Consider the following 23,869-nt stretch of genomic DNA (forward strand, 5'->3'; position numbering starts at 1 on the left):
CTTGCCGATCGGCGGTACCGGCCGGGCGCGGCCGGTACGGTGCCGGGTGAGACGTCGACAGCAGGGGAAGAGCGTGGCGAAGGTTCGAGACCGTGGCGAGGTGCTGGGCTTCGGAGCGGCGGCCGTGATGTTCCTGCCCGGGGTTGCCTACCTCGGGATCACCAACGGCCACCGGTTCATCGCCAACGGCTTCTTCGCCCTCATGTACTGCCTGGCCAGTGTCGGCTTCGCATCGGTCCCGCTGATGGCGTGGCGCCGGGGCGGAGGCCGGCACGCCGACCCGGGCTTCATCCGCTCCGCCTGGTTCCCGTGGCTGTTCACCACCGGGCAGGGCGTCGCCTACAGCGCCCCACGCGGCGACGCGAACGTCTTCCTGCTGATCCTCGGCTGGGGCACGTTCATCTACGCCGGGATGATCGCCCTGTACTTCCTCGGACGCGCCCTGTGGTCCACCGATGACGAGGCTGTGCCCGGCGAGGGAACCGCTCTGCACAAGCCGAAGGCCGGCGCCTGAGCTCTGCTCAGTCCGCGGCCCGTCGGTCGTCGTTCAGGTGGCCCATGGCATAGACGCGCTCGTCGGGGTGGCGCGCCAGGCGTGCCATCACCCATGCGGTCCGGGCGTCCATCCCCTCGCCGAAGTCGGCGGCCAGGCGGCGCGCCTGCCACGTCGTACGAGGGGCAAGCACCCACCGCGCGAGCGGGAAGCGGACGCGGCCGGTGCCGACTGTCGTCCGGCCCGCCCCGCTGGGAAGGTCTTCGGAGGCGGGGCCGGGGATGTTCAGGTCGGTCACGATCGCGAGTCTGGTGACGGCCTCGGTCGCTGTGAGCGTGATCGGGCCGGAGATCACCGAAACGGGCGGCGCCGCAATACCGGGGTTGACGACTGAGAGGAACGGCGACAAAAAACTGAGGGCCCCACCAGTTGGTGGGGCCCTCAAAGTCTGAACCCTGGGGGTATGGCCTGCCCTCGTTAGAGGGCTACCAGGGACGATTCCAGGGTCTTCGTCGACCAGTGTACCTACGATTACCCCACCATGCACAGCACGCCACCCACCAGCATCCAGCCGCCCGGCGACAAGGCCGTCATCGAGCTGATCAGCCCCGACCGGCTGAACCCGTACCTGGCCGCGCGCGTCGGCGACACCACCGCCGCGCTCGCGTTGTACCGGTGGAACAGCGATCTCGCCGCCGCGTTCTTCGAGCCGCTGGGGCACCTGGAGATCATGCTGCGCAACGCGGTCGATGCCCGGCTCGTGGCCCGCCAGCAGCGCCGGGGACGCACCGCGGAGTGGTACGCCGACGCGGCGGTCCCGCTCAGCGGCAAGGCCCGCGGCGACATCGTCCAGGCACAGCAGCGCGCAGGCCGGGGCGGCACGGCCATCCCGCGCGGAAAGATCATCGCGGAGCTGAGCTTCGGGTTCTGGCGCTTCCTGCTGGCCCGCCAGTACAAGACCAGCCTCTGGCCCGACGTGGCCGGCGCCTTCCCGCACGCTCCCAACCGTGCCCTGAACACGGTGGAGGACCCGGTCAAGCGACTGCACAAGTTCCGCAACCGCATCGCCCACCACGAGGGCATCTGGCACCTGCCGCTCGAAGCCCGCCGTGACGACATCCAGACCGTGCTCGGCTTCATAGCGCCCGCCGCTGCGGCCTGGGTCGCTGACGCGTCGCGTATCGACGACGTCCTTGCCCGCCGCCCCTGATCGCCGTGCCCTGCCAGGCAGCCGTGCCGTATCCCCCGACGACGGGGACGCGCTACGAGTCCGTGAGCACTTCTGGGCGGCACGTCTTGCACAGCCGGTAGTCCGGCTTCCCGCGCGGCCGGGCTCTTGAAGCGATCCACTCCTGCGTTTCGCCGGGCGTCATGATTTCGAGTAGCAGATGAGCGCTGTAGCGCCTGGCCGCGCCCATGCTGTTGTAGTCGTGATCGTCGTGCGCCCACTTCTGGAGAGCGAGGTCATACGCCTCCCCTTCCAGGCGAGCGTGCTCGGTCGGCATCACACCTCGGATGTAGGAACAGACCGTCCGGTGCAGATTGCGGCCGTTGACGGTGAAGCTGTTCTGCTCGGGGGCCTGGTAGCGACGCCACAAGCCATCGGCGACGTCCAGGAGCCCGTCGAATGCCGACTGTGCGACCTGGCACCATTCGCAGCGACCACAGGGTGGTTCGGGCTCTCGCTCACCCTCCTCCGGCCACTCAAAATCGGGGTCCCACGGGTCCAGGTGCTTCGTCACTGATCGTCTCCATCCGTACTGTGATGGCGCCACTTACGCCGTCTTACCCAACGAGGGCTCGGACCTGCGGGACATCGTTCCCGCCCGCTCGGCACGGGCCCGGCGCATTGCGGCAGCCTCGGTCGCCGCGGCCTGGCGGCGACGCTGGACACGTGCCTGCTCGATCGGGGCCAGCTGGTTTTCCGGAGACACCTCCGGCTCGGGGAACGCCCGGCGGCTGAACGCCCGCATGGCCTTGGTCTGCCGCTCCACTGCCTCCGCGATCGACGGGTCGACGCGGCTCGGGGGCACGACAGCCTGGTGCGCGGCGAGCGCCTGGTGGAAGCCGGGCGATCCCATCTCGCGCGCCTTCACCGGCGCCTGCGGAGCGTTCGGCGCGGCGGCCGGGACCTCGGGCGCGGTCCGGGGCGCGGGTGCGGCTCCGACGGCCAGGACCCGGACGCCGCGCACGGCGCTGGTGTCGGCCGACTCGTTGGCCGCAGCGACAATGCGGGCGCTGATCAACCGCAGCTGGGTGGCGTACGCCGGGGAGTCGGGGCGCAGGTCCAGCTGGCCGGTCTCCGGGTGGAAGGCGACGGCAGCGACGTGGTCGGGAAGCTGCGGCGCGACGGCGGCCGCGATGTCGGGCCAGCGGTCCAGCACGGTCCCGCCGACGGCCGGGAGCTCCCAGGCCCGGTCGGTGACCAGCGCGCCGATCGCCGCGCCCAGGCCCATCGGCTCGCGCCCGTGGCGCCGCACCGCCGTACCGGTCCGCGGCTTCTTCTTCGTCTTCTGGCCGCTGCCGTTCTTCCGGGCCGCCTCCATCGCGGCCCGCAGCGCGACCCGGGCCAGGTCGACGCCGGACACCTCGCCGTCGTTCATGCCTGCCCCCAGGTGGTGTGCCCGAGGACCAGGTGGTGCGTGCCCTCCAGGCGCTGCGCTTCATCGACCAGCTGGTTGCTGAACAGGCGCCTGGCCGCCGTCTCGCCGTACTGGTCGATGTGGTCGAAGACGACGCCGTGGTCCTTCATCCCGCGTACCCGCCAGGCGCGGACCTGCTCACGGGTCAGGTCCTCGAGGACGAGCTCCTGCTCCTGGTCGACGTCGTCGACGTCAGGGGCGAGCGCGGCGGCCGGACGGGGCGCGGGCAGAACGACCGAAGCCACCGGCGCGGCCGGGATGCCGTCCTCGGGCTGCGCGGCCGCGGCTTCGGCACGGGCCTGAGCTGCGGCGGCCCTTTGCGCCCGGTGCTGCTCCCACTCGTACACCTTCGCCCACGCCCTGGCCGTCACGTCCTGGTGCAGTTGCTGCTCGGTTGCCGCCCGACGCTCTGCTTCCGAGGCGCCGGGCATCGCGGCGTCGACGGCGGCCGCGACCGCACGGCGCTGGTCGCGGCGGTCGTCCTGCTTCTCTGCGCAGCGCGGGCAGTCCTGCCCGGAGTCGAGCAGCAGCCGGTCGTCACACCGGACGTCGCCGCACCGCTGACGCTGGGGCAGGGCCAGGCCGATCAGCCAGCCCACCGGGTCCTTGATCGGCCCGTGCAGCCGCATCTGGTCCTCCAGGCGCCGAGCGACGCGGTCGGCGAGGACCTGCGGAGCGTCCGCACGGCCGGCGAACCCGACCACCCGGGCCAGCTCTCTACGGGCGGCGGCCTCCACAAGCTTCCGGGCGCTCCGACGCTCCAGGCGCGCCCACACCAGGTCGACCGGGGCAAAGACGGCCTGCAGATCCTCCGACGGCAGAGCCACCCTCCCTCGCTGCTGCCTGCCCTGACCTCCGCCGTCCACGGTCCGCACCGGAGCACCGGCCACCGGCCCGCGGCCGGGCTTCTCGCTGCTGATCGACGGGGACTTCTTCGGCTGTTCCCCGCGCAGCGGGCTGCCGTCCTCGCGTACGCACGCGCGGTCCGGCAGATCACCGGACCCACCACGGCCTTCGCCGGAAAAGCCATCAGAGAGAGCGAGAGGAAGGACGGGAGTAACCAGGTGAGGGTGGTCAGTGTGAAGGGCTGCCGCAACGTCGGGCTCTGCAACATCCGCCTCATCCGTCACCGGCACGCCGCTGACCTGTGGTTCCTTCCCCAGCTCCGGTGCCTCACCAGGCCCTGCCGCATCGTCGGGGTCTGAAAACTCGGGCGCCATGGCTTCCGCACGGTCCTCCTGGACGTCGTCGGCGACCGTGCGGCCGTGTGCGGCGGCGACCGCCGGCACCATCAGCCGCGACCGGTTCGACAGGCCCGAGGCCGTCTTCAGGCGCACCCGCAGCACCAGCTTCCGGTCCTCCAGGCGCTCCAGCACCCGCTCCCCCGCCGACGCCGTGCAGCCCAGAAGCCGGGCCACCGTCGCCGCGGCCCGGCCGCGCTTGGTGTCCACGCTTCCGCCGCACTGCCGCACCCGCCCGGTCTCCCGCGCCTCCAGCACCAGCAGCAGCAGCGCCAGCCGGTCCGTCGCCGCGCCGCGACCGGTACGCGTACCGATCAGCCCGGCCGGAGTGACCGAGCCGTCCCGGTGTGCCCAGCCCGGCGCCATCACCGCCTCCACCAGCCTCTGCAGCGTCGCCAGCTCTTTCTTCGCCAGAGCCAGCGGATGTCCCACCACCCCCTGGGTTGCCCACAGCGGCAGGACCCGGCACTCCAGGCCGATGTCCTCGCGGTACTCGCCCATCTCGGTCTCCACCGACACCACACCTGAGCGTCGCAGCCCCGGCACCACCACGGACGCCGTGTACGACGCCGACATTCCGATCCACCGGCCCAGCTCCGAGGTATGGATCTTCACCACACCGGTCTCCGACGGCGTCCGCGACGCCAGCACGAGCACCGCCAAGCGCACCGCGTCCGACGTCCCGGTCAGGCCGGCCACGTCCAGCAACATGCGCACGGCGCCACCCAGGCGGGCGCGCGCGTCCCGACCGAGCGACAGCGGATGACCTGCGGCCCGCTCCGGGACCGGCCCGGCCAGGACGGACAACTCCGTACGGGGGCGCGCGAACCTGGCGGCCGACGCCGCCACGGCGCTCACCGGCCCACCGCCCCGACAGGAGCGGCGGGTACCACCAGGACCGAAGCCGTCTGCATCGTCATCGGGCCGGTGTACACGCCAAAGCGGACACCCCCCTCAGCAGGCAAAACGCGCGCTTCCTGATCCATCCGCCGACCCTGCAACAGGCGGCCTGTGGACAGAGCCCGCTTAGCCCGGATTACCCCCCGCGCTCCCGCACGGCGGGCAGAAATCTTGGAACCCGTCCCGTGTGGCGGGACGGCCCCCTCGAGGACGTCGTCGACGGAGTTGTTGATGAACTCGGGCAGCGAGCGTACGAGCGGGGCGGCCGACGTCGACACGGGGCAGGAGGAGGAGAGGTAGAGAGGCATGGCGGCACCGTGGCCCGGGCGGGGGTTAGCCCCGCAAGCCCCGCTCTCGCCGAGCCTGTCAGCGCCGTTCGAGCCAGCGGCGGCGTTTGTCGCGTCGGTTACACCTCTGACCAAGGATTTATACGGCCAAATTGAATAAACGCCCCAAACTGCAAGCGCCTTCCTTGATGTACAGGAAGATCGCGTGGCCCGTACCGGGGTGAAACGGACAAGGTCAAGCTGACAAGACATACCCGCGTGCTGCACTATGGCGGATACACCAACTCTCATAAGCGAGCCGGACCACCCCGCAACGCGGGACGGCCGACGAACGAACTGGGAGACACCAGCCCCCTCCGTGAGGAGCGGGCACGGGCCGAACAGCTGGGGGAGATTTCTCCTCTCGTCTCGGTGGTGGACCACAGGGCCCCTGTCACGGGACCCCGTGGTTGGGCGAAACACCGGCCGTTGTCAGCGGCCGGGGTCTTGCTTGTTGGCCCTTGTCAAAGGGGCCGACCCGCTTGTCAAGGCGGGGTATTGCAGTGGGAAATGCAGTGGCTCGATGAGCCGAAGCTCGGAACCGGGTGTCAAGCCGGGACTGAGTAGCCGATCCGGGGTGTCAAGCCCGGTCGGAACGAAGGGCCGCGCGAGGCCGGGTGGATTGTCAGTCCGCCGTCTGGCGCGCGCGGCCGGTGGCGGCTACGTCACCCCGACCCCCTTGATTCCGAGGCTGGCGTCGGCATGCCCGAATCCGGGCCCGTCGCTTCCGGGTAGCGCTCCGCCAGTCGTCTCAGAAAGTGCAAGTATGCAGCGCGATGCGGGCGTCGAGGGTAGGTCTCGCCCAACTCCCAGCGCGCTACGGCGAGCCGCTTCACACCGATCGCCTCCGCGACGTCCTGCTGAGTCAGCCCAGCGGCACGGCGCAGCTGCCCTCGCACATGTGGAGGGGGCAGGACGTCGTCCAGCAGCGCATCGATCCGCTTGATGGGATCCGCATTGGACATGCCCCAACCCTTTCATGATCGACGAATATCTGAAAGATACACGACGGGATTGGTTTCTGGCAGCAGGCTTCGATACGCCGATAGAGTCATAGCCATGCTGGCCCTCTTCGACCTCGACAACACCCTGGTCAACCGCACAGCCGCCTTCACCGACGCCATTGCCACGCTTACCAACGAGCAGAACTACGGGCGGGACATTCAGGAGTGGCTGTACGCCCATCTCGCTGACCGTGCCTTCCCAGACGACTTCGCACGGCTGCGTGACATCTTCGGACTGCAGGAACCTGCGGCGCACTTGTGGCAGCGCTACGTCGACCTGATGACGGCCACGGCCACCTGCCGCCCCGAGGTCCTCGAGGGCCTGGCCCGACTGCGAGCAGCCGCATGGACGATCGGCGTCGTCACCAACGGGGCTGGCGACATCCAGCGCGCCAAACTCGCCGCAACCGGCCTCGCCGACTTGGTCGACGGTGTCGCGGTCTCGGGTGACCTGGAGATCCGTAAGCCGGATCGCCGCCTCTTCGCACTCGCGGCCTCGCGTTGCGGGGCCAGCCTCGCGGACGGCGGTTGGATGGTCGGCGACAACCCGGCCGGGGACATCGGAGGCGGTCACAAGGCAGGCCTGCGCACCATCTGGTTGCGCGGTCGCCCCTGGCCTGACGGTCTTTCCGCCGCGCACCACGTTGTTGACGACGTCACCGACGCCATCGCCATTCTGAACAAGACGGAGTAGCACCGTGGACCAGCCGACGGTCGGCATCCTCCACCCCGGCAACATGGGCGCTGCCGTCGCAGCCTGCGCCGCGACCAACGCAGCCTCAGTCCTCTGGTGCGAGGCCGGGCGCAGCACCGCGTCCGCGGCGCGCGCTGCCCAGTTTGGCCTGACGTCCGTGGGCACGCTGCGCGAACTGCTGGATCGCAGCGACATCGTCATCAGCCTTTGCCCGCCGGCCGCTGCCGAGGACCTGGCCCGCGATGTCGCTGGCCACCGCTTCGCCGGGGTGTACGTGGAGGCGAACGCCATCGCCCCCGAACGGGCCCGGCGGATCGCCGCGCTGCTTGAACCGGATGCGACCGTCGTGGACGGCGGCGTCGTCGGCTCCCCACCGGTCGGCGGCAAGACACCGACCCTGTATCTGTCCGGCCCAGCCGTCGCGACCGAGCGCATCGAGGCGCTGTTCGCGGGCACCGCCGTCCAGACGGCGGTGCTGGGCACGGAGATCGGGAAGGCGTCCGCGCTGAAGCTGGCGTACGCGTCGTTCCAGAAGACCAGCCGGGTACTGGTGGCGCTCGCGATCGGGATGGCTCGCGAGCACGGCGTCGACCAGGAGCTCATCGAGGTCGCCTCGAAGCGCACCGAATCGTACCTGTCCGAGCCGCAGTACGTAGCCAAGACTGCGGCCCGCGCCTGGCGCTGGGGGCCGGAACTCGAGGAAGCCGCCGACGCCCTCGCGGCCGCCAGCCTTCCCCCGGAGATGCTGCGCGCGGCCGCGTCCACGCTGGCACGGTGGCATGAGGTCAAGGACGACAGCGAGCTCACGCTCACCGACGCCCTGGATCGACTCGCCCACCCGTAGCGCGCGCTCATGCCGACGCCGCCCCCGCCCGCTGCGCCAGCAGCTGGTCGATGAGTCGAGCCACATCCTGTGGGGCCGCCGCCGTGGTGTCCACGGTCAGGTCCCAGGTCGTACCCGGGTGCGCGTCCAGGTCTTCGCGGGTCGCATCCCACGCCGCCAGGCGCGCCGCGGTGTCGCTGTCGCCGCGCCCCGCCGACCGCTGCTCGGTCACCTCGCGCGGGCACCACAGCAGCACCACCGACCAGTTGGCCGGGTAGCCGTCGACCAGCGCGCGGATGCCGTCGATCTGCCCTAGGTGCACCACGGGCACCCCGGCCGCGAACGCCGCGTCGATGCCAGGCCGGTCGATCACGTAGGTGTTGCCGTACATGGTGTTCGCGTAGACGAGGTTGCCCGCGGCCTCCAGCTCGTGCAGCTGCTCCGCGGTGCCCATCCGGTAGCCGGTCGACTTGCCGGACCCGACCTTGAGCCGGGCGAACTGCGCGTACTTCGCGTGCAGCCCGGTGAGCGCGGTGGTGACGGTGTCCTTGCCCGAGGCCGGCGGGCCGTAGAGGATCAGGCCCTGCTCCGGGTTCACGCGTACATCGCCCCCATTGCCTGCCGGGCCTGGTCCGCGAGCGTCACCGCAGTCCCCAGCCGGTTGTCCACCACCAGGTGCGGTACAGCCGGGCGCAGCTCCAGGTCGATCGTGGCCATGTACTCGTCCCACCGCGCCAGCTTCCACGCGTCCCGGGCCGCAGACCGGAACCCGATGTACTCACGCATCGACTCTTCGTCACAGCGCACCCACACGGGGAAAACGTCGACCCCCATCGAACCCGCTCGGTTGGCCAAGCGCTGCATCCAGGCCGGGTCAGTCATCTCTGCGATGAACGGCGCGCTGAGGACGGTGCTGATCCCGCACTTGATGTTGGCCATGGCTGACTGCATGAGGCAGTCGTACTCCACAGTCCGGACACGCTCCCTGTAGAGCTCCGTGTGCCGGTCGTTCGGGTCGCCGCCCAGCGCCAAAAGGAGCCGTTCCACGAGCGGCCGGGTAAGCGGGTCCTTGTCGAGTAGCGGCCAGCCAGTGAGCTGGACGAAGAAGCGAGCGAGCTCCGTCTTCCCGCTGCCAGCGAAACCACCCACCAGGATCAGGACCGGACGGTGCGGGTCGCCACCAGTGTGCCGGCGCTTCCACGCGTCGATGATCCGCTGCTGCAGAGCGAAATGCCCAGCGTCCTCAGTGCCCGGCGCGATGCGGTGAATCGCCCGTTCGACGGCCAGGACGTGCGCGTCGTTGAGCCGGCCGTCGTCCATGGGCGTGAGCTTGAAGGACGCCTCCTCACCCGGCAGGGCGGCGCGGAAGCCCAAGTCGGGCTCGGTGGCGCGGTAGAGGAGACAGTAGGCGCGCCGGTAGTGCGGGCCCGGGTAGACCTCGCCCTGTTCGTGCTGCCACAGGGTCTGGGGATTCGCGGCGGGGATGCCCCTCAGCTTGGCCCGCTCGGCAACCTCACGAAGGCGTTCGCCAGCCCTCTCCAGGGTCAGGCCGTGGGCCTCCCGCTGCTCCCGCAGCCGGTCCGGTCGCCACCCCGCGCGGTGCTTTGCCACCCTCTGCCCCTCCGTCATCGTCATGGCCGTGAGCCTAGGCCGCAGGCCTCAAATCTCATGTGTACGCAGATGCTGAAAACCCGTGCATGAGTGTGCGTACGGGCTTCGACAAACCGCTGTGATGTTGCGATCCGGCCCCGGCGAGTGTGATGGCTCCCACACGACCGACCAGCCGGAGGGAGCTCGAGATGGGCCGCTCACGCATCGAACTTGTACTCCAGAACGTAGGCCGCGCTGTCCATCGTCATCTCGTTCACTTCTACTGCCCGGAGTTCAGCATCGAAGGCTGTTCGGCACAGCTTGATGACGGGGCGCTCCAAGGGCATCCCGAGCCCCTCGGCTTCTTCGGCGACAGGAAGTCTGCAGCGGATCTCTTCGCGGAAATGCGCAGGTGCGTGGCCGATCTCAGCGAGTCTGGCGTACGCGCCACCCTCACCAGTGTCGACTCGCATGATTGCTGTGCCGTCTACCAGGTCCAGGGGGAAGTACGAGGTCGCGAGCATGACTGGCCTGCCGTCCAGAAGGAAGCGGCGGGACCGCGAGCAGACGAGATCGCTCTCTTCCGCTTCCAGCATTCGCGCCACGTGCGTTGGTGCTGCCACGGTGTCGACTCGAACATCGATCGTGACAGGGCGCTCCTCGTCAGCGGACCAGATGGACCTGCCAGCGCCCCACTGCTCGCGTGCGAGGCGCTGAATGCCATGGCGCCTGATGGGACGGAACTCGATGACGCGGGCGCCTGCGCCCTTCTTCGTCTCCACCAGCCCTTCGATGCGAAGGATCTTGAGCGCTTGGCGAGCGGTGAGCACTGCAACGTCGTACTGCGCCGCAAGTGCGCTCTCCCCCGGCAGGCGGTCCCCAGGACCGTACTCGCCGGACTCGATCGCCGCCTTCAGATCGTCGGCGATCCGCTGGTACTTCGGCCTCTGCGGGCCTGTCTCACTCGCCATGCCACTCCCTACCTCGTTAGCGATCCTAGGCCGATGGCTATCGAGCCGTCGGAAGGGGCTATCTCGACTTTCCTCCAGATCTATCTCGCCACAAGCTTACCTCGTTAGTGATGTGACTTGACATCGTTAACGAGGTCACGTTCACTGTGGTTGCACCTCGTTAACGAGGTCGCAGTTCTGCGGCTCGTCTCTTCGGAGGTGGGCAGGTGGTCGGAGGCGGTAGCACGATCAAACCCCCCGGCCGGCAGAACTGCTTGTACGACCTCAGCGCTGATGCGCTGTCTGTCCGCCAGGACTCCTGGGGCTTTGGCTCGTGGGCCTGGCGGGCGGAGAGAGTATCCGCCCCGCGAACCCCCTCCCCCTCTTCCTTCCTGTCGAGGAGTCGCCATGTCCGAGCTCGTCATGCCCAAGGCCGCCCAGCGCAAGGGCCGCACCCGTACCTCCCGCGTCAGCCCCCTCGACGCGATCACCCTCTCGACCCTGTCGCCCGGCCACATCGACATGCGGACCGTGGAAACCACGCAGACCCGCCGCATCTCGCTGGTGTGCCCGCACTGCGGCACCTGGGTGGCCCTGACCCCCAACCGCGGCATCTACCTGCTCAAGCTCGTCCCGCACCACACCGGCAAGGCCGGCGTCGCCGACGCGATCCGCTGCCGCTCCAGCAACCGCCTCGTCAACGTGGACATCACCGACTACGCCTGGCGCCGCCAGTACAGCGACTGGGCGCGCGAAGAGCGACTCGCCGTCGACGTCACCCGTCACCGCCGCGCCACCGTCCAGACCCTCAAGGTCGCCCGGCCCCAGGAGCGCCCCGCCGACCGGCGAGACCAGTGGGAGCGCGCGGTGCCCGCCGCCTGCCAGGCCGACGCCGCCCGTACGGTTCCCGCCGACGCGATCCCCACCACTCGCGGCCGGGCCGTCGACGGACCCGCCGACGCTCCGCTGGCCATGATCCCCCAGACCGCTGGGGACCGCCGCTCCGTCCGCGCCCTGGCCACCGGCATCCTCCGCGCCCTGGCCGACGCCAACCAGGACCGGTGCGCGAGCGACGCCCTCGCGGAGCACCTCACCCGCGCCGCCTACACGCACCTGGCCACGATCGAGGGTCGCCCCCTGACCCCTGCGGACCAGCCCGCCCACACCGCCCTGGCGGCTGCGGTCAGGGCCGCGCTGCCCGCCCCGGCCCCGGGCGAGACCGCCGCCGCGTATGCCGCCCGCTGCCACAACAGGTCCGTGCTCGCTGCCTGATCCGCGCCGCCTCGACCTTCCCCCCTTCTCTATATCTGAACCAACCCCAACAGCGTGATGAGCCCCCCAAGCCTCCTGGCCTGGGGGCTCATCACGCTGCCCGCACACCAGCCCACAACGGAGGAATCGTCATGACGCTCAACAGGATTGCCCCCGAAGCCGCCCGCTTAGCTCGCCGCCCCGTGCTCCAGGCCGCCGTCACTGCCGGCGCCCGCTGCGGTGAGCGGGAGCAGTACCGCGACCTGTTCGACCGCAACCGCAGCGCCCCGACCGTGATGTGGGCGGCGCAGCAGGCAGCAGCGCAGAAGTTGTGTGCCAGGTGCCCCGTCAGGCCGGCGTGCGAGGAACTCGCGCTGCGCGACGGGACGGGCGACCGTGCGAGCGACGACCTGGTCCGTGGCGGCCGTCGCGGTCAGGACCTGGCCATCGACCGCGAGATCCGCCAGGCCGCCCGGATCACCACCGCAGTCACAACCGACTGGCAGCAGCCCCTGGACCTCGCCACCGCGGCCCGCGACGCGGACGCTGCCAGCAGCACCGACGACGTCGCGCGCAACGACCACATCATGCCGGTCGCGGCCTGACCTGCTCCTGTTCTGTACGTCGTCCCCAGCCCGCCGCATCGCGGGCTGGTGTCGGCGTGGGGCTACAGGACAACCCCCCTGTGCGCTGCCCCGGAACGGGGCGACCCCCGACACGGCGCTGAAGACGCCATATGTGCCGGGGGCCAGCACGGATCCTCCCAGCAAGGAGACCTGATCCGCATGAGCATTATGGCAACTCCCCTGCAGGCGCAGGCCAGTGACATCGATGAGATCCACCGCGAAGACGAGAGCAGCGGACACAACGGCTCCGGCTACGAGCGCGACGAGACCGATGCCTTCCACCAGCTCGTCCGCCAGCTGGTGACCGACGGCGACGACCGCGCGCGGTCCGCCGGCCGTCACGCCCGCCGCACGCTCGCCGAGATGGCGCCCGTCTACACCCGCCAGCCGGTACTCCTCCTCACCCGCCCGCTCCCGATGCGGGCGTCGACCGATGCCTGCGGGATCTGCGGGCGGTGGAACTGCGACCCCAGCAACTGCCCGCCGCCGCCCGGCTTCGTACCCGCCCCGACGGCCGCGGCCTCTGCCAGGGCGGCGGTGGCCTGATGAGCAGCTGCGGACACCCGCCGCGCCTGGTGACGGTCAATCACGTCGGGGCCGACGGCAAGCCGTACCAGACGGTGGTGCACGAGCCCTGCCAGTGCGGGGGCGGCAAGTAGCACCCGTGCATCACATACGAGCTGCCCGGACCGCACAGCACCGTGCGGTCCGGGCCATCGCCGCACGTGGTCTGGCCCACCCGATCACCCTTGCCCTGCTCGCGGCCGCTGTCACGGCGGCCGCCAGGGCCTGGGACGCCGGCCACCCCGTCACCGACATTCACCCCGCACCAGCCCGAGAGGCTCCACCCCGCATGCCCAAACCCAAGGTCGACCGCCATGGCTGACGACCTGCGCACCCGCTACATGCAGGCCGCCGCCACCTGGCGCGCTCACCGCGAGACCTGCGAGCCCTGCCGGTCCGAGCAGCACTGCCCGGCCGGGGCCCCGCTGTACCGGCGGCTCGCCGACATCCAGGACGCCCGCATCCGCCGCATCCGTGAACAAGGAGGCAACCGATGACCCTCGACACCGACACCCTCACCCGATTCCGCGACCGCCACGGCGACCCCGCCAAGTGGTGCGCCGCCGAGATCGACAGCTACACCGTGCTCGGCGAGCTGGCCCCGCCGGTCCCGCCGCTCTACTCCTACGCGGAGATGCAGACCACCGCCGCCGCCCACGATCAGTCCGCCGCATGCCTGCAGACGATCGCGGACCGGCTGAGCGCCGAGGGCCACCCCGAGGCAGCCAGGTCCCGGCGCCGCGGCGCGCAGGCGTCCCGTGAGTACGCGGCGGCCGCCCGCCTCGGCTCCCCGTCCTACGAGGCCCTCCCCGACGGCTGGTGACAGGTCTGCAGGTTGCCTGATCCGCGAAGCGCCCCCACCGACATGACCGGTGCAGGGGCGCTTCGCGGTGACGGGGAGCCGGACAGACCGGACCACTGATCTCAGAAATGAGGCACTCATGCCCGTGACCCCTTCCTCCGTGGTGTTCACCGCCGAGACCCTCCGCAAGGCCGCCGAGCTCGAGGCCGACGCCTACCGCCCGCTGTGGATCGGCCCGTCGGGCGAGGAGAGCACCGGTGAGGCCGTCGCCCGTCACCTCGACGCCACCCTGGCCCTCCTCGACAAGGACGGCTGGGACCGCGTCATGCACTTCGGCACCGACGACTCCACCAGCCACATCCCCGCCGACGACGACTCGATGACCGTCAAGGCCATGCTCAAGGCCCTGCTCCGCTTCATCCGCGAGGACATCGCCAGCGCCAAAACCCACCGCCGCACCCTGTTCGCGGCGCTGCGGCACGTCGGCGAGAGCGACGACGGCGACTCCGACACCCGCGACATCGCGGGCGAGGCCCTGACCCTGCTGATCCAGGCCCACACCGGATCCCCCACCGCCCGCGCCACGCCGTGGTCGGAACGCCTCGGCCGTACCCACGCCGACATCACCGCCCTGCTCACCGCCGGCGCCGAGTTCGCCCGCACCCACGGCCCGGGTGCCAAGGACGAGACGGCGGCGGCCTGACGGCTGCCCGCAGTTCCCCGAGAACTGATCTCGCGCCCGCCCGGCGGGAGCCGCAGCCAATTCGCTTCCTGCACCGCGCTGTTCAACCAGGCCGGTCGCCCGTCGTACGGGCTACCGGCCCTTGGCGTGCCCGCAGATCGGGCACAGCCCGAAACCCTGCACTTCAACGGAAGGACACAACATGGCACAGCGGCCGCGGACACAGGCCGTCCGTCCCACGACCACCTACATCAGGGGGGACATGGTCCTGTTCCGCGACGTCGAGCGGTTCTGGCTCGGGCAGCCCGGCCACACCTTCGTCGGCCGGGTGGAGCGGTCCTGGACGAACGTCCACAACGGCAAGCTCTTCTACGACCTGGTCGAGCTGAGCGGCAACCGCCCCGTCGCCGGGATCGACCCCGCCTACATGAGGCCGCTCCCGGCGACGGACGCGATGCACGACATCGACACCGCGCCGCTCAGCGAGACGGACACCGGGGCGATGACCCCGGCCGCCGTCGCCTGGCTGCGCCAGCACCTCGCGCAGGACAGCAGCACGCTGCCCGCCCGGCCCTGATCACCTGCCCCAAGCAGACGGCCCTCCGAGTCCCCGGCATTCAAGCTGCCGGGGCCCCGGAGGGCCTGGTCACGACCTTACCCACCGCCGCAGATCCACGGTGCCCCTTCTCGGAGGCGCCCGGAAGAGAGGAACCCCGTGGCCACCAAGCCCGCCACCCGCCGCCGGCGCCAGCCCGCGGCGAACACGAAGCCCCGTAACGCCGGGCGCGCCAAGGCACCGGCGACGCTGGCCTCCATTCCCGCCCAGGCCGCCGCCCCGGAGACCAGCGTGCCGCTGGTGTACCCGGAGGCCGACCCGGTTCAGGCCGACGCCGCCGACCGCGCCGCCGACCTTCGGGACCAGGTCGCCGACGACGTCGCGCGGATCCTCGCCGACGGCAAGGTGCGTGCCACCGAGCTGCTGGACGGCGCCCGCGCAGAGGCGGCCTCGATCACCGAGGCCGCCACCGCGGAGCAGTCCCGACTCCTGGCCGCCGCCGCGACGGACGCCGACCGGGTCCGCACGGAGGCCGCCACCACCGCGGCCGCCGACGCCGACCAGGTCCTCGCCGACGCCAACGCGACGGTGGAGCAGCTGCTCGCCGACGCGCACCGCGACGCCGACACCGTCACGACGACGGCGACCGGCAAGGCCGACCAGGCCCTCGCCGACGCCAACGCGACTGTCGAGCAGCTGCTCGCCGACGCCAACCGCCAGGCGCAGGAGGTCACCACCACGGCGGCCGCGCAGGCGGAGCAGGTCCGCACCGAGGCCGCGAAGGCTGTCGCCGACGCGGAGGCCGCGCGTACCCATCTGCTCGCGGCGGCGGAGCGCACCGCGGCGGAGACCCGAACCCGCGCCACCATCGACGCCGAACAGGTGCTGGAGCGGGCGCGGGGTGAGGCCGACCGGGTGCGCGAGAGCGCGGACGGCCAGGCCGCGCAGGTACGGGCCGGAGCCGAGAAGGTCGCCGCCGGCCTTCGCGCCGACGCCGACCGTGCCCTGGCCGACGCCCGCACCTGCGCTGAGGAGCTGCGGACGGTGGCCGACAAGGACGCCGCCCGGCTGCGCGAGCAGGCCGAGACGGACGCGACGACGGCCCGGGAGGCGGCGGCGCAGGCCACGGCCGACCAGGTCGCTGCCGCCCAGGCCCGCGCCGAAGCGGACCGGGTCCTCGAGGCGGCGACGCAGCGCACCGTGCAGCGGGCGCGGCGCCGGGAGATCAGGGCCGAGTCGCGCGCCGCACGGCGCAAGGCCCGCGACGAGGCCCGGCCCGCCGGCGGGGTGCCGCCGCTGTCCGGACAGGAACTGGTGCTGGTCGTCGGGATCGTCCTGGCGGCCGCGGTCGTCTCCACCCTCGGGCTGCTCTCCTCGTACACCGCGCTGGAGACCAAGGCCGCCACCTGGGGCTGGGACTGGCCGTGGCTGCTCCCCGTCGGCATCGACGTCGCAATCCCCGCGTTCACCGGCGCCAGCCTCATCCTCATCCGGATGGGCATGGAGCTCCGCTGGATCCGCTGGGTGCCCCGCGCGCTCACGGCGGTGACGGTCTACCTGAACTGGCAGGCGTCCCCCACCCCCGGAGGCCGCATCGGGCACGCCGCCCTCACACTGCTCTGGGTGATCTTCTCCGAGATCGCCTCGCACGTGTACGGCACCCGGATCGGCGCGGTCACCGGCAAGAAGCGCATGGAGACGGTGCGCCGCTCCCGCTGGATCCTCGCTCCCATCCCGACCGCCCGGCTTCGCCGCCGGATGATCCTGTGGGAGATCACCTCCTACCAGCAGGCGCTCACCCGCCTCCAGGAGGAGACCTACATGCGAGCGCAGCTCAAGGAAGACTTCGGGCTGCTGTGGCGCTGGAAGGCACCGTTGGACAAGCGGATGGCGCTCAAGCTCGGCTCCGCGCCCGCCGCGCTCGCCGACACGCTCACCCCCGAGGACGCGCTCACCGTCGAACGGGTGGAGGAGAGCGAGCACGCTCGCCCGGACATGAGCGCGCTCACCTCCGAGGAGACACGCGGCGAGCGCGAGCGCCCGGCGCTCACCTCCAGCGCTCACGGGAGTGAGCGCCCCGCGAACGATGACGACGCTCACCGAGCGGAGAGCGCTCGTACGCGCAGCGAGAGCGACGCGCTCACCGAGCGCCGCCACGCTCGCATCCGTCTGCTCTACACCGAACTCGGGCGCCGTCCCGAGTGGAAGGAGATCCGCGACGCGCTCACCGACGCGGGTCTGTCCGACGCTCCGGTCTCCCGCCCGACCGCCCAGCGCCTGCGCGCTCAGGTGGAAGAGGCCGCCCCGGGCGCGTAGGTGAGCGCCCGGTGAGCGCCGACGCGCTCACCCCCTGCCGCTCATGGTCGCCCCCGGCCCGCGCTCACCCACCGAGCGCGGACCGGTGACGGCCACGGCCGGCAGGCCGCTCGCCCGCACCGCGCCCCGAGCGCGGACACAGCGGGCCAGGCACAACCGAGCACCACCCGCCCCGCGCCACGACCGCATCCCTCTCCTCTGCACCGAACTCGGGCGCCGCCCCGAGCGGCTGGAGATCCGCGAACGCGGTTCAGGCGCACGAAGGCCCCCTGCTGAAGCGTGATCAGCGGGGGGCCTCGGCTTGTCGACTCACGCAAGAAAGGAGCACAGCATGGCACCCACGACGACCGGGCCAGCCCCGAAGTCCGGGCGCTTCACCCGTACGACGACCCCGCCGGCGCCCGCGCTGGCACCCCCCGCGGTGATCCCGCCGGCCCTGGAGATCTGGGCGCCCGACCCCCCGACCTGGGGCCAGCGCATGATCCCCAAGGGGATCCGGTCCGCGATGGCTGACCTGGGGCTCTGGCAGGAGCCGCGCCCCTTGAAGCCCTCGTTCCACCTGGTCCAGGTGATCGGAGTCCTCACCCGCTACGGCTGGTGCCAGTCCTTCGATTTCTCCCCCACCGGACGTATGTGCATCAGGGGTGCCCAGACCTTTCTGGAATCCACCGGGCACGTCACCACGATCGACCGGGGGAAGGCCGTGAATTACCTCCAGTCCCAGTTGGCCCGCCAGGGCGTGAACATGCGGTTCTGGGAATGGAACGACCTTTCCAGCAACACCTTCCACGGTGTGGAGGCAACGATTTCTGGGGCCTCCGACATGGCGCGTAAGAACGGAGACTGAAATGACACCGGACGAAGAGAGGGCATTCGAAGGAATTCAGGCCGGAATGGCGGCCGGAATGAACTTCGGGAACAGTGCTCCGGACGTTTCGCCGTACGCCGATGAAGGGCCGTACGGAACCCCGGTCGTGCACAAGAAGGCCGGTCTGACCCGCCGTGGAAAGGTCGCCATCGCGGTGGCCGGGGTGGCGGTCGTCGGCGGCGGAACCATCTGGTTCCAGGTCCATTCGGCGGCCGTCGCGAAGGACGAGAAGGAGGCCGCCGCCCTCCAGATCCAGATGAAGAAGCTGGAACTGGAGGAAATGAGGATCCGGAACGAGCAGGCGAGCACCGACAAGAAGGCCGCCACCGCCTCCGCCGAGAAGATCCAGGCGGCCGTCGACAAGTGCGTGAAGGACTCCTCTGGCCTGATCGGCAAGGGGTACGGATCGCCCTCCAGGGGCGACGTCGTGGCGGACTGCAAGCAGCAGTACGAGACCACCGACGGGTCCGGCATGCAGGCCGCCGGCAACGCCCAGGACGCCGGGAACGCGGGGGGCGGCGGGATCAACTCCCCCGCCCTGCTGGGTCTCGTCGCCGGCGGCGGCCTGGCCGTCGCGCTGTTCGCACGCAAGGGCAAGAAGGCCGACGCGTAGTCACGCACGGTGATTAATTACTCCCTCCCTCCCTGGCGGAGAGCGCCGCAATCGGACCCCCATGATCCGGCTGATCGGCTGCTCTCCGCTGGGAGGTAAGGAGTAAGGAACCACCGCGACCACGGAGAGTGAGGAAAACATGGCGACCGATACGGCGCCCCCGGTCCCCGCGGGACCCCCCGATCCGCCCGCTGCGCCGGCCGCCCCCGCCGCGCCGGCACCCGCCGCGGACACCGGCATCATGGCCGCCCTGATGGCCGCGGTGGAGCCCGCCCGACCGGTCACCGCGACCGGCGCCGGGGCCAGGCCGGACGGCGACGATCCGGCCGCGAAGGCGGACCCCGACAAAGTGGTGGACCGCTCCTCCCCGGGCGTCACCAGCGAGCAGTTCAAGGCCCCGGAGGATTTGACCGGGGCCGGATCCGACGCGGCCGGTGCCCGGCACAAGGAAGGCGTGTTCAAAACGCTGATCCGGGCGGGTGCGACCCGCTGGGCGAAGGGCGGCGGGGCCGCGAACAAACGGCTGGATCTGGAGAAAGCCAGGGCCAGTGCGCACCAGGTGAAAGAGGCCCGCACCACCACGGTCATGAAGTCGCCTGGACTTCCCACCCGAAACGGCTCCGGAGGGGCCGGTGGAGGGGGCCAAAGTTCCAGCGGAAATAGCGGTGGCAATTCGGGCCGTAATTCCACGGGGAACGGCTCCACGGGCACCGGGCGCGGTGGAAGTGGCGGTGCCACCGGAAGCGGTGGGCGCGGCTCGTCCGGCTCGAATGGTAGTGGCGGATCCGGCGGCGGGCGCGGCACCAGCGGAAACGGTGGCGGAGGTTCGTCGAAGGACGCCGGCTCCAAGGGGCCGAAGGACTCCGGGGGTAAAGGGAAGGACGGCTCCTCGGGAAACTCGGGAGCTGGCGGAAAGGCTGGCAAGGACGGAAAGGCCGGTGCCTCCGGAAACGGCGGCGGATCGACGTCGGGCGGCTCGTCAGGCGGTAATTCCGGCGCCTCGAAGGACAAGGCCGACAAGGGCAAGGGCGAGAAGGTCGACCTGAAGAAGGGCGGCGGCGGCCAGGGCTCGGGCGGCTCCTCTGGGAGCAGCGGCGGATCCGGTTCGAGCGGCGGCTCCGGTTCGAGCGGCGGCTCCGGGAAGAACGGCGCGGCCGGCCACAGCTCGAACGGGACCGACAACCGGACCCCGCTCCAGCGTTCGCGGGAGACGGGTCACGGCGACGGCTCCGCGGTCCGGGACGTGGTCGACCACGTGAAGGCGTACGCGAAGGGCGCGAAGGACGGCTACCAGGACAAGAAGGAGGAGAACGGCAAGGAACACGCACGGCTGGACAAGGCGCACGCCCAGCACAAGACGAAACAGCAGACCCCGAAGCAGCAGGGGACGACGGTCACCGGGCCCAACGGCCAGACGCTTGTCATCGCCCCGCCGGATGAAGGAGACGACGGAGTGAGCACGGACGTGAAGCCCCTCCTGGTCAAGGAGATCGACGCGAACACCCTGGCCCTGGGCACGGAGGGCGCCCGTGGGTCGATCAGCCGCAAGGAGCTGCGCAACTTCAAGCAGTACGAACGCAAGCTGGAGTCCAAGGAGAACCACCTGATCAAGGTGGCCGACGCGTGCAAGTCGCTCGAAGCCGCCGCGGAGGACGAGGCGAAGGACTGCCAGAAGCTGGCCGAGCAGGCGAAGGCTGTCGAGGGCGGGGAGAAGCTGGCCGCGAAGCTGACGAAGCTGGCCGACGCGGCGAAGGCCCAGGCGGCGGAGGCCGCCGAGCTCAACAAGCGCGCGAAGCGGGCGGCGGAGATGTGCCGGGTCGTCCTGACCAACATCGGGACCAGGTACGCGCCGCTGTACAAGGCCGTCGTCGACAGCGACGAGACGAAGCCGGCCGAACTCCGCTTCTACAACGACAAGGGCTCCTACGCGACCGCCGCGTAGCACCAGACGGGAGATTCGATCATGGCGGAGCTGACGTACAAGGCCCTCGTACGCAAGACGGAGGCCAAGGAGAAGGCCCTGGCCCGCAACGCGGAGGGCGTCAAGGAAGCCGCGGACCACATCAAGGAACTCGCCGACGACACCGCATCCGACGCGGACGCGCTGGGCGCCAAGAGCGTGGACCGCGACTCCCTGGCGGAGTGCCAGGAGCTCGCGAAAATCATCCGCGGGGTGTCGGAGGGCGCACTCACCTACGCGTCGAAGACGACCGACACCGCGAAGGCCGCGAAAGCCGCCGGCGACCAGGCCCGCACCACCCACGCCGGGTTCCAGGAAGCCTTCGACCGCTCCGACGTGACGGACCTGGAGAAGGTCAGCCGCGATTGGTTCGAACAGGAATAGCACCACCCACCACCGGCGCGGCCGGCCCCGGGGATCGCACCCCGCGGGCCGGCCGCGCCCTTTGCGGACCCCAGTACCCAGACAGGAGTTCCCCCCGATGCCCACCATCACCAAGACCGTGCCGAACGCGGAGCCTGCGGAGCGCGCCGCCGCAGCGCTCCAGATCGTCCTCCCCATCGGGGCGGGCATCCTGGCCCCCTACCTGGACCCGAACGCAGCGGCCTACGCCGGGGCCGGCTTCCTGGCCGGTGCGACGTTCGCCGGGGCCAACTACATGAACCGCCTGGGCCGCTGGGCGAACCACCTCCCCGGGATCGACATCGCGCAGGCGCACCGCGACACCCTGGGGATCTCCACGATCACCACCGGAATGGGCCTGGCCCTGGGCCAGCTCGGCGGAGCCGAGGCGTCCGAGGCGCTGATGGCCGGCGTCCTTGAGCCGACGACCGTTCCCGGGATCCTGTCGCTGGGCTGGTGGGCCGCGGTCGTCTTCACCGGCTGGCGCCTGCGCCGCGTCTTCGGCAGGCAGAAGATCGAGGTGGAGCAGGCGCAGCAGACCGGGCAGGCCGCCCCCGCCAACACCGGCAACCCGGGCCCGGTGTCCCTGGCCGACAAGATGATCGCGGCCTGGGGGCGCGTGATCAGCGACCCGAAGAACGGCCGGCACAAGAACCAGGTCCTGTCCGACGTCGTGATCTACAAGGATCGCTGGGAGGGACGGATCACCGCGGCCCTGGGCGACTCCGTCAACGTGTCGAAGGAATCCATCTCCAGCCTCTTCAGGCGCCCGGCCGACGCCATCGACATGAAGTACGGCGCGCACTCCGGGGAGGCGTTCCTCACCGTCTGGTACACCCAGCGCGCGGAGCTGGACCCCTCCACGCTCCAGGGTGCCTGGAAGCGGGTCCAGGCGCGGGTCCTGCCCAAGACGCACCTGGAAGAGGTCGGCAAGGACGCGAACACCGGCGGCCAGGTGGCGCGCGTCGTGGCCGACGACGACCTGGACGCACTGCCCCGCGTCGTCAACCTCGGGGAGCTGGCCGGGGCGCTGCGCCGCTCCATCGACCTCGTCTCCTACGAGCCGGGACGGCGCGACCCCAGGCGCGCGATCATCCGCGTCATGGACCACAACCCGCTGGAGGCCGGCCACGACTTCCAGGGCCTGGACTCGCTGAAGGCCACCCCCGGCGGCTGGGTCAACATCGGGAAGATCGTGAGCGGCTTCCCCGCGAAGATCCAGCTGTTCGACCCGAAGCTGGGCGCCCTCCACGTCGTGATCGCCGGTACCACCGGCTCCGGCAAGGGAGGCACGGGCCAGATGATCAGCCTGGCGTACCACGCCAACAAGATGGCCCAGATCTACGGCGACCCCAAGGGCGCCAGCAACCCCGCGATCCCGAAGATGGCCGCCTACAGCGGCCTGACGCAGATCGGCGCCCTGGGCGCCATGCGGATCTCCTGGTGGGCTCTCCAGCACCGGATCGAAGAAGCCGCCCGCCTGGAACTGAAGAACTTCGAGCCGACCGCGATGCGGCCGTACTGCGCCACGATCCTGGACGAGGCCGCCCAGATGCTGGCCCCGGGCGCACCGAACCGCAAGGAGGCCATCAAGATCGTCAAGGACGGCGCCTCCCTGACCCGGTCCATGGGCATGCCCTGGGTCCTGATCAACCAGACCGTCAACCTTGACCAGCTGGGCGGAGAGCAGGCGATCCGCGCCAACCTCCTGGCGGGCGGCACCTGGATCATCCTGCGCACCGACAGCGACCAGATCAACCTCGGCGACCTTCCCCCCGGCTTCGAGGGGATCGACCCCTCCCTGATCCCGCCGGTCTGGGTGGAGGAGGACGACTCGCTGGTCTACGACCCGACCATGACGGAGTCGGACCCGCGCCGCACCTTCGGCCTCGGCTACGTCGCGGCACCGGGCGGGCGCGCCGGCATGATGCGGATCGACACCCTGGAGGACGCCACCGGGCACATCCGGCCGGAGAACATCCTGGCCCCGGTCGACGTGCCCTGGTGGGGTGACCAGGCGTACATGGAGGAGCTGGCCATGACTCCCATCCCGGGCTTCGAGGAGAAGGACGGCGAAGGCGGGACCGGCGAGGCCGGGACCGTGTTCGCCGGCGTCAACCTCCCGAAGGTGGCCAAGGAGCTGACGTCGGAGGAGAAGGTGTTGGCCGCCCTCCGCGACGAGTCCGACCCCATGTATGTGGACATGGTCGACGAGGGCGACGAGATCGACCCCGACGACATCGACTACGTGGAACGGGGCCAGCTGCAGGCCGCCTGCGGGGTGACGGAGTCGACCTTCGCGAACGTGCTGAACAAGCTGGAAAAGGCAGGAAAGATCCACCGGATCAAGGACGGGAAAGCCTCGAAAGTGGCCCTGGGCGGCCGACCGCAGACAAGCGACGAGGCCGCCTAACCGCTGCCACAACTTGCGCGCCCGCACCGCCCGCTGACCTGACGCCCTGCCCGGTCCTCGCCCCGCCCCGCACCCCGGGGCCGGGCGAGGACCGGACAGGCCGCCTGGCCGAACGCACCACCCGCTGCGCCCCGCCGACACCAGCACGACGTC

Annotated in this window: 25 protein-coding genes; 17 read left to right on the forward strand and 8 right to left on the reverse strand. The window is 70.7% G+C overall.

Translation table 11 applies throughout. From position 1 onward, the window contains the following. Positions 1-73: 73 nt before the first annotated feature. Positions 74-514, forward strand: coding sequence for a hypothetical protein (locus AB0D53_RS37550; protein WP_362453851.1), 441 nt, complete (start codon positions 74-76; stop codon positions 512-514). 7 nt (positions 515-521) lie between these two features. Here AB0D53_RS37550 and AB0D53_RS37555 read toward each other — a convergent pair whose 3' ends face one another. Continuing rightward, positions 522-791 (reverse strand): hypothetical protein, encoded by a 270-nt coding sequence (locus tag AB0D53_RS37555; protein WP_362453852.1) that lies wholly within the window; start codon positions 789-791, stop codon positions 522-524. 243 nt (positions 792-1,034) lie between these two features. Here AB0D53_RS37555 and AB0D53_RS37560 point away from each other — a divergent pair, with 243 nt between their 5' ends. After that, complete coding sequence (locus tag AB0D53_RS37560) at positions 1,035-1,703, forward strand: hypothetical protein (protein ID WP_362453853.1); 669 nt, start codon at positions 1,035-1,037, stop codon at positions 1,701-1,703. A gap of 52 nt (positions 1,704-1,755) precedes the next feature. Here AB0D53_RS37560 and AB0D53_RS37565 read toward each other — a convergent pair whose 3' ends face one another. The 4 genes from AB0D53_RS37565 to AB0D53_RS37580 form a co-directional block, all read right to left on the reverse strand. Further along, positions 1,756-2,235 carry a hypothetical protein gene (locus AB0D53_RS37565; protein WP_362453854.1) on the reverse strand — a complete coding sequence of 160 codons (480 nt, stop codon included), beginning with the start codon at positions 2,233-2,235 and terminating at the stop codon, positions 1,756-1,758. A 33-nt stretch (positions 2,236-2,268) separates the two neighbouring features. Next, positions 2,269-3,096, reverse strand: a complete 828-nt coding sequence (locus AB0D53_RS37570) for a DciA family protein (protein WP_362453855.1) — start codon at positions 3,094-3,096, stop codon at positions 2,269-2,271. Further along, a complete protein-coding gene (locus tag AB0D53_RS37575; protein WP_362453856.1) occupies positions 3,093-5,234 on the reverse strand; it encodes a hypothetical protein in 2,142 nt (713 codons plus the stop codon). Before AB0D53_RS37575 ends, AB0D53_RS37570 begins: the two co-directional genes overlap by 4 nt. A gap of 1,033 nt (positions 5,235-6,267) precedes the next feature. Further along, positions 6,268-6,567 carry a helix-turn-helix domain-containing protein gene (locus AB0D53_RS37580; RefSeq protein WP_362453857.1) on the reverse strand — a complete coding sequence of 100 codons (300 nt, stop codon included), beginning with the start codon at positions 6,565-6,567 and terminating at the stop codon, positions 6,268-6,270. A gap of 94 nt (positions 6,568-6,661) precedes the next feature. Here AB0D53_RS37580 and AB0D53_RS37585 point away from each other — a divergent pair, with 94 nt between their 5' ends. Together AB0D53_RS37585 and AB0D53_RS37590 are read left to right on the forward strand one after the other, a co-directional pair. Next, positions 6,662-7,300, forward strand: a complete 639-nt coding sequence (locus AB0D53_RS37585) for an HAD family hydrolase (protein ID WP_362453858.1) — start codon at positions 6,662-6,664, stop codon at positions 7,298-7,300. A 4-nt stretch (positions 7,301-7,304) separates the two neighbouring features. Further along, positions 7,305-8,144 carry a DUF1932 domain-containing protein gene (locus AB0D53_RS37590; protein WP_362453859.1) on the forward strand — a complete coding sequence of 280 codons (840 nt, stop codon included), beginning with the start codon at positions 7,305-7,307 and terminating at the stop codon, positions 8,142-8,144. 7 nt (positions 8,145-8,151) lie between these two features. On the opposite strand, the gene AB0D53_RS37595 is transcribed toward AB0D53_RS37590, so the two are convergent. The 3 genes from AB0D53_RS37595 to AB0D53_RS37605 all read right to left on the reverse strand — a co-directional run bounded on the left by AB0D53_RS37595 (position 8,152) and on the right by AB0D53_RS37605 (position 10,684). After that, positions 8,152-8,721 (reverse strand): guanylate kinase, encoded by a 570-nt coding sequence (locus tag AB0D53_RS37595; RefSeq protein WP_362453860.1) that lies wholly within the window; start codon positions 8,719-8,721, stop codon positions 8,152-8,154. Next, complete coding sequence (locus AB0D53_RS37600) at positions 8,718-9,758, reverse strand: AAA family ATPase (protein ID WP_362453861.1); 1,041 nt, start codon at positions 9,756-9,758, stop codon at positions 8,718-8,720. The genes AB0D53_RS37595 and AB0D53_RS37600 overlap by 4 nt, the downstream gene beginning before the upstream one ends. A 173-nt stretch (positions 9,759-9,931) precedes the next feature. Then, complete coding sequence (locus tag AB0D53_RS37605; protein ID WP_362453862.1) at positions 9,932-10,684, reverse strand: GntR family transcriptional regulator; 753 nt, start codon at positions 10,682-10,684, stop codon at positions 9,932-9,934. A 387-nt stretch (positions 10,685-11,071) separates the two neighbouring features. On the opposite strand from AB0D53_RS37605, the gene AB0D53_RS37610 reads away from it, so the two are divergent. The 13 genes from AB0D53_RS37610 (at position 11,072) to AB0D53_RS37670 (ending at position 23,716) form a co-directional block, all read left to right on the forward strand. After that, positions 11,072-11,935 (forward strand): hypothetical protein, encoded by an 864-nt coding sequence (locus tag AB0D53_RS37610; protein WP_362453863.1) that lies wholly within the window; start codon positions 11,072-11,074, stop codon positions 11,933-11,935. A 131-nt stretch (positions 11,936-12,066) separates the two neighbouring features. Then, the gene (locus tag AB0D53_RS37615) at positions 12,067-12,519 is read left to right on the forward strand and encodes a WhiB family transcriptional regulator (RefSeq protein ID WP_362453864.1); all 453 of its coding nucleotides are present in this window, start codon (positions 12,067-12,069) and stop codon (positions 12,517-12,519) included. Between the two features lie 180 nt (positions 12,520-12,699). After that, positions 12,700-13,086 (forward strand): hypothetical protein, encoded by a 387-nt coding sequence (locus AB0D53_RS37620; protein ID WP_362453865.1) that lies wholly within the window; start codon positions 12,700-12,702, stop codon positions 13,084-13,086. Between the two features lie 332 nt (positions 13,087-13,418). Further along, positions 13,419-13,601: a hypothetical protein gene (locus tag AB0D53_RS37625; protein WP_362453866.1), complete on the forward strand. Its 183-nt coding sequence runs from the start codon at positions 13,419-13,421 to the stop codon at positions 13,599-13,601. Further along, positions 13,598-13,927, forward strand: coding sequence for a hypothetical protein (locus AB0D53_RS37630; protein WP_362453867.1), 330 nt, complete (start codon positions 13,598-13,600; stop codon positions 13,925-13,927). The genes AB0D53_RS37625 and AB0D53_RS37630 overlap by 4 nt, the downstream gene beginning before the upstream one ends. Before the next feature lie 118 nt (positions 13,928-14,045). Next, entirely contained in the window at positions 14,046-14,609 is a 564-nt protein-coding gene (locus tag AB0D53_RS37635; RefSeq protein WP_362453868.1) for a hypothetical protein, read from the forward strand. Positions 14,610-14,790: 181 nt separating this feature from the next. Then, positions 14,791-15,165: a hypothetical protein gene (locus AB0D53_RS37640; protein WP_362453869.1), complete on the forward strand. Its 375-nt coding sequence runs from the start codon at positions 14,791-14,793 to the stop codon at positions 15,163-15,165. A 138-nt stretch (positions 15,166-15,303) separates the two neighbouring features. Then, positions 15,304-17,460: a DUF2637 domain-containing protein gene (locus AB0D53_RS37645; protein WP_362453870.1), complete on the forward strand. Its 2,157-nt coding sequence runs from the start codon at positions 15,304-15,306 to the stop codon at positions 17,458-17,460. A 331-nt stretch (positions 17,461-17,791) separates the two neighbouring features. Then, positions 17,792-18,307 carry a hypothetical protein gene (locus AB0D53_RS37650; protein WP_362453871.1) on the forward strand — a complete coding sequence of 172 codons (516 nt, stop codon included), beginning with the start codon at positions 17,792-17,794 and terminating at the stop codon, positions 18,305-18,307. A gap of 1 nt (position 18,308) precedes the next feature. After that, positions 18,309-18,941: a hypothetical protein gene (locus tag AB0D53_RS37655; RefSeq protein WP_362453872.1), complete on the forward strand. Its 633-nt coding sequence runs from the start codon at positions 18,309-18,311 to the stop codon at positions 18,939-18,941. 139 nt (positions 18,942-19,080) lie between these two features. Further along, positions 19,081-20,883, forward strand: coding sequence for a hypothetical protein (locus AB0D53_RS37660; RefSeq protein ID WP_362453873.1), 1,803 nt, complete (start codon positions 19,081-19,083; stop codon positions 20,881-20,883). Between the two features lie 21 nt (positions 20,884-20,904). After that, positions 20,905-21,285, forward strand: a complete 381-nt coding sequence (locus AB0D53_RS37665; protein WP_362453874.1) for a hypothetical protein — start codon at positions 20,905-20,907, stop codon at positions 21,283-21,285. Between the two features lie 97 nt (positions 21,286-21,382). After that, positions 21,383-23,716 (forward strand): hypothetical protein, encoded by a 2,334-nt coding sequence (locus AB0D53_RS37670; protein ID WP_362453875.1) that lies wholly within the window; start codon positions 21,383-21,385, stop codon positions 23,714-23,716. The last annotated feature ends 153 nt before the right edge of the window (positions 23,717-23,869 follow it).

The organism is Streptomyces sp. NPDC048295 (assembly GCF_040652135.1).
GTDB lineage: Bacteria > Actinomycetota > Actinomycetes > Streptomycetales > Streptomycetaceae > Streptomyces.